General features: G+C 70.8%; 1 protein-coding gene. It reads left to right on the forward strand.

Annotated elements, in window-relative coordinates; genetic code table 11:
• Positions 1–96 precede the first annotated feature (96 nt).
• Positions 97–1,742 (forward strand): IS1182 family transposase (locus JS756_RS35625; RefSeq protein WP_205387414.1); only part of this gene is annotated, 1,646 nt, incomplete at its 3' end.

Raw genomic sequence — 1,742 nt, forward strand, 5'->3', positions numbered from 1 at the left:
GACTCCGTTGCTCAATTCTCTGCGAGGGACGCTGTGTTGGCGGCATGATCGCTTCCGCGGCTGGTAGCCCGTCGAGTGGCCGCGGGGGTGGAATCGATGTCTCTGCAGTCCAAGGGCCTGCCCGCGGTGCCGGAGCAGACCGCGGCCGTGGCGCGTGCAGCGTTCCCGAAGGGCAGTCTGCCGATCCGGGTGCGTGATCGACTCGCGGAGGTGTTCGCCGACGAGCCGTTCGTCGATGCCTTCGGCGTGCGCGGAGCCCCGGGGATGTCGCCCGCGGTGTTGTCGCTGGTCACGGTTCTGCAGTTCGCGGAGAGCCTGACGGACCGGCAGGCCGCGGCGATGGCGGTGCGGGCCATCGACTGGAAGTACGCGATCGGGGCGGAGCTGACGGATACCGGCTTCGACCACACCGTGCTGACCAGGTTCCGCACCCGTCTGGTCGACCACGGCTTGGAGCGGGCGGTGTTCGACCGGATGGTCGCCCACTGTCGCGACGCCGGCCTGATCGCGGCAGGTGGCAAGCAGCGCACCGACGCCACTCACGTCATCAGCGCCGTGCGGGACCTCAACCGCCTGGAGTTGGCCGGGGAGAGCGTCCGCGCCGCGTTGGAGGCCCTCGCCGTGGCCGCCCCCGCCTGGCTGGCCGGGCAGATCGACGTGGCGGAGTTCGCCCACCGCTACGGGCCCAGGGTCAACGGCTGGACCATGCCGGAATCCCAGACCAAGCGCGACCGGTTGGCGCTGGTGTTCGCCCAGGACGGCTACGCGCTCTGCCAGGCCGCCTGGTCGCCCGCCGCCCCCGCCTGGATCCGCGACATCGAAGCCGTGGCCGTCCTGCGCCAGGTCCTGGTGCAGACCTACTACCGACGCACCGACACGCGGGGACGGGAGGTGATCATCAAGCGGGACGCCGACAGCGAGGGCGTCCCGCCCGGCAGATGCCGCCTGGCCTCGCCCTACGACACCGACGCCCGCTGGGCGGCCAAGGGCGATGACCTGTTCTGGTGCGGATACAAGATCCATCTGACGGAGAGCTGCGACACGCCCCCCGAAGCCGAAGCCGAAGCCGAAGCCGAACGGCATGGCCGCCGGATGCCGAACCTGATCACGGACGTGGCCACCACCGACGCCACCGTGCCGGACGTGAAGGCCACCACCGGTATCCAGCAGCGCCTCGCCGAGCACGGCATCGCCCCCGGCGAGCACTACCTGGACTCCGGCTACCCCTCGGCCGACCTGGTCACCGCCGCCGCGGCCGAAGGCATCACCATGGTCACCCCGCTGCTCGCGGACCACTCCCGGCAGGCCAAGGCAACGGACGGCTTCGACAAGAGCGCCTTCCGCATCGACTGGACAACCCGTCAGGTCCGCTGTCCCCAAGGACACCGCAGCACCGGCTGGCACCCGGTCAAGCAGCACGGACGCGACGCCATCGTGATCGAATTCGCCAAGGCCGACTGCCGCGCCTGCCCGGCCCGCACCCGCTGCACCGCCGCCGCCCGCGGCAACCGCATGCTCACCCTGCGGCCGAAAGAGATCCACGAGAGAGTCGCCGCGGCCCGCAAGGAGCAGGACACCGAAGCATGGCGAGCCAAGTACGCCCTGCGCGCCGGGATCGAGGGCACCGTCAACCAGGCCCTGGACATCACCGGGATCCGCCGGGCCCGCTACCGCGGCCTGGCCAAGGTCAGCCTCCAACACGCCTTCTCCGCCACCGCGATCAACATCATCCGGCTCGACGC

Origin of the sequence: Streptomyces actuosus (assembly GCF_016921115.1) — a bacterium.
Lineage (GTDB): Bacteria > Actinomycetota > Actinomycetes > Streptomycetales > Streptomycetaceae > Streptomyces > Streptomyces actuosus_A.